3 protein-coding genes are annotated in these 3223 nt (G+C 72.8%); all 3 read left to right on the forward strand.

What is annotated here, in order from left to right:
* Window positions 1-81: 81 nt before the first annotated feature.
* The 3 genes from INE98_RS10785 to INE98_RS10795 are packed head-to-tail and all read left to right on the forward strand — an operon-like array spanning window position 82 to window position 3177.
* Window positions 82-1350 (forward strand): aminotransferase class III-fold pyridoxal phosphate-dependent enzyme, encoded by a 1269-nt coding sequence (locus INE98_RS10785; RefSeq protein ID WP_293538853.1) that lies wholly within the window; start codon window positions 82-84, stop codon window positions 1348-1350.
* Between the two features lie 4 nt (window positions 1351-1354).
* Window positions 1355-2785: an amidase gene (locus tag INE98_RS10790; RefSeq protein ID WP_293538855.1), complete on the forward strand. Its 1431-nt coding sequence runs from the start codon at window positions 1355-1357 to the stop codon at window positions 2783-2785.
* The gene (locus tag INE98_RS10795) at window positions 2782-3177 is read left to right on the forward strand and encodes a DUF423 domain-containing protein (protein WP_293538857.1); all 396 of its coding nucleotides are present in this window, start codon (window positions 2782-2784) and stop codon (window positions 3175-3177) included. The genes INE98_RS10790 and INE98_RS10795 overlap by 4 nt, the downstream gene beginning before the upstream one ends.
* Window positions 3178-3223 lie beyond the last annotated feature (46 nt).

The raw sequence follows: 3223 nt of genomic DNA on the forward strand, positions 1-3223 counted from the left end.
AGACAAGGGGCCCAGCGGCCTTGCCGCTTGCGCACAGGGGCCTGTCGCGGACAGGATGGGGAAAAGCGGGAGGCGCGGGCGATGGAGAGACCGAACGACAGGGCCCTGAGGGCGAGGGCCGAGGCGGTGATCCCCGGCGGCATGTTCGGCCACCAGTCCACCGCCCTCCTGCCGGACGACTATCCCCAGTACTTCGTGAAGGCCAAGGGCGCCCAGCTGTGGGACGCCGACGGCGGCAAGGTCCTGGACCTGATGTGCGCCTACGGCCCCAACCTGTTCGGATACGGCGACGAGGCCATCGATGCGGCCTTTATCGACCAGCTGCGGCAGGGCGACACCCTGACCGGCCCCGCCCCGGTGATGGTCGACCTGGCCGAGGCCCTGGTCGGCATGATCGGCCACGCCGACTGGGCCCTGTTCTGCAAGAACGGCGGCGACGCCACCACCATGGCCCTGACCGTCGCCCGGGCCCAGACCCGCCGCAAGGTGGTGATCCGCGCCCGCGGCGCCTATCACGGCTCCACCCCCTGGTGCACGCCGCGCACCGCCGGGGTGCTGGAGAGCGACCGGGCGCACCAGATCCTGTGCGACTACAATGACGTGGCCAGCCTCGAGGCCGCCGTGGAGGCGGCGGGCGACGACCTGGCCGCCATCTTCGCCGCCCCCTTCCGGCACGACGCCTTCATCGACCAGGCCGAGCCCGAGGCCGCCTACGCCGCCCGCGCCCGGGAGCTGTGCGACCGCACCGGCGCTCTCCTGGTGCTGGACGAGGTGCGCGCCGGCTTCCGCCTCAGCCGGGACTGTTCCTGGTCGCACCTGGGGGTGGAGCCCGACCTGTCGACCTGGGGCAAGGGCCTGGCCAACGGCCATCCCCTGTCCGCCCTTCTGGGCTCGGATAGCGCCCGCAAGGGGGCGGAGGCCATCTACGCCACAGGCTCCTTCTGGTACCAGGCCGCCCCCATGGCGGCGGCGCTTGAGACCCTGCGCCGCATCCGCGAGACCGACTACCTGGAGCGGCTGGAGACCCTGGGCGAGCGCCTGACCGCCGGCCTGTCGGAGCGCGCCTCCGCCGCCGGCTTCGGCTTCCGGGTCACCGGTCCCGGCCAGATGCCCCTCTTCCTGTTCGACGAGGACCCCGACCTGAGGAAGGGCTTCTTCTGGTCCAGCGCCATGCTGGCCCGGGGGGTCTACGTCCACCCCTGGCACAACATGTTCCTCTGCGACGCCATGACGGAGGAGGACATCGACCAGGCCCTCGACGCCGCCGAAGAGTCCTTCGCCGAGCTTCGCAAGGCCGGCCCCGGCCTCGCCCCCGTGGCCAAGATGGCCTTCCTTTCCCAGACCCGGTGATCCCATGACCCCCGAAGAGTACGCCGCCCTGGACGGCCTGGGCCTCGCCGAGGCCATCCGCAAGGGTGAGACCACCCCCCTGGAGGCCGTGGACGCGGCCATCGCCATCATCGAGCGGCGCAACCCCACCTTGAACGCCGTAGTGCATGCGGCCTTCGACGAGGCCCGCCGCCAGGCCCTCGGCGACCTGCCGGACGGCCCCTTCCGGGGCGTGCCCTTCCTGATCAAGGACCTGGCCATGCCCGTGGCCGGCTGGCCGCGCACCTCGGGCAGCCGCTTCGCCCGGCACATCGTCGACCGCGAGGATGGCGGCCTGACCGCCCGATACCGCCGGGCCGGCGTCATCCCCCTGGGCAAGACCAACACCCCCGAATATGGCATCACCGGGACGACCGAGAGCGCCCTCCTTGGTCCCTGCCGCAACCCCTGGAACCCCGGCCACATCGCCGGCGGCTCCTCGGGCGGATCGGCGGCGGCGGTGGCCTCGGGCATGGTCCCCATGGCCCACGCCAGCGACGGCCTGGGCTCGATCCGCATCCCCGCCGCCTGCTGCGGACTGGTCGGCCTGAAGGGCACCCGCGACCGGGTGCCCAACCTGCCGGACGGCTTCGACTACGCCGCAGGCTTCGTGGTCGACCACGTGGTCAGCCGCACCGTGCGCGACAGCGCCGCCATGATGGACGCCACCGATGCGCCCGAGCCCGACAGCCCCTACCCGGCGCCGCCCAAGGCCGGGCCCTTCCTGGACGAGGTCGGCCGGGCGCCGGGCCGCCTGCGCATCACCTGGTCCTCCGAGACCGTTTCCGGCCGGCCCATCGACCCCCAGGTCCAGGCGGCGCTTGAGCGCACGGCAGACCTCCTGCGCCGCCTCGGCCATGACGTCGTCGAACAGGGCCTGGGCATCGACTACCGCGCCCTCTACGCCGCCCGGGGGCCCGTCTCGGGCGCCAACTTCGCCGCCGGCATGGCGCGGCTGATCGAGGAGGTGGGCCGCGAGCCCGAGCCCGACGAGCTGGAGCCCCTGACCTGGGTCTCCCTCAAGGGCGGCCGCAAGGTGACCGGCGAGATGGCCCTTCGGTCCCTGCAGGAGCTGCGGATGCTGAACCGGGCGACCCTGGCCGCCTTCCGCGACCGCGACGTCCACCTGACCCCGGTCCTGGGAACCCCGGTGCCGGAGATCGGCTTCATCGACCCGGTCAACCTGGAGCCGAAGGAGGTCAACCGCCGCCAGGGCCAGGTCTTCCCCTTCACCCCGCCCTTCAACTTCTCGGGCCAGCCCTCCCTGTCCCTGCCCCTGGAGACCACCGCCGACGGCCTGCCGGTCGGCATGATGTTCACCGCCCGCTACGCCGACGAGGCCACCCTCTTCCGGCTGGCCGGCCAGCTGGAGCGCGAGGCGCCCTGGGCGGGACGGCGGCCGGGCGTCTGGGCGTGAGGGGCCTCCCCCGCCGGGACTGGCTCGCCCTCGCCGCCCTCAACGCCTTTGTCGCCATCGCCATGGGCGCCTTCGCGGCCCACGGGATTTCCGATCCCAAGGCCGCCGAGTGGCTCAGGACCGGGGCGCAGTACGCCTTCTGGCACACCATGGCGACCTTCGCTTCGGCGGCCTTCATGGGCATGGGCGCGCCCCGCGCGAGGTTCGCCCCGGCCTTCTTCCTGACCGGCTCAGTGATCTTCGCCGGAAGCCTCTACGCCATGGCCTTCGGCGCCCCCCGCTGGCTGGGCGCCGTCACCCCCATCGGCGGCGTCCTCTTCCTCTGCGGCTGGGCCTGGCTGGCCCTCTCGGCCCGGGACCTGGACCGGGGACGAGGCGACAGACCCACCTGACCCCCCCTCAGTCGGCTTCGCCGACAGCTACCCCGCAGGGGAGAAA

Origin of the sequence: Phenylobacterium sp. (genome assembly GCF_020253645.1) — a bacterium.
Lineage (GTDB): Bacteria > Pseudomonadota > Alphaproteobacteria > Caulobacterales > Caulobacteraceae > Phenylobacterium.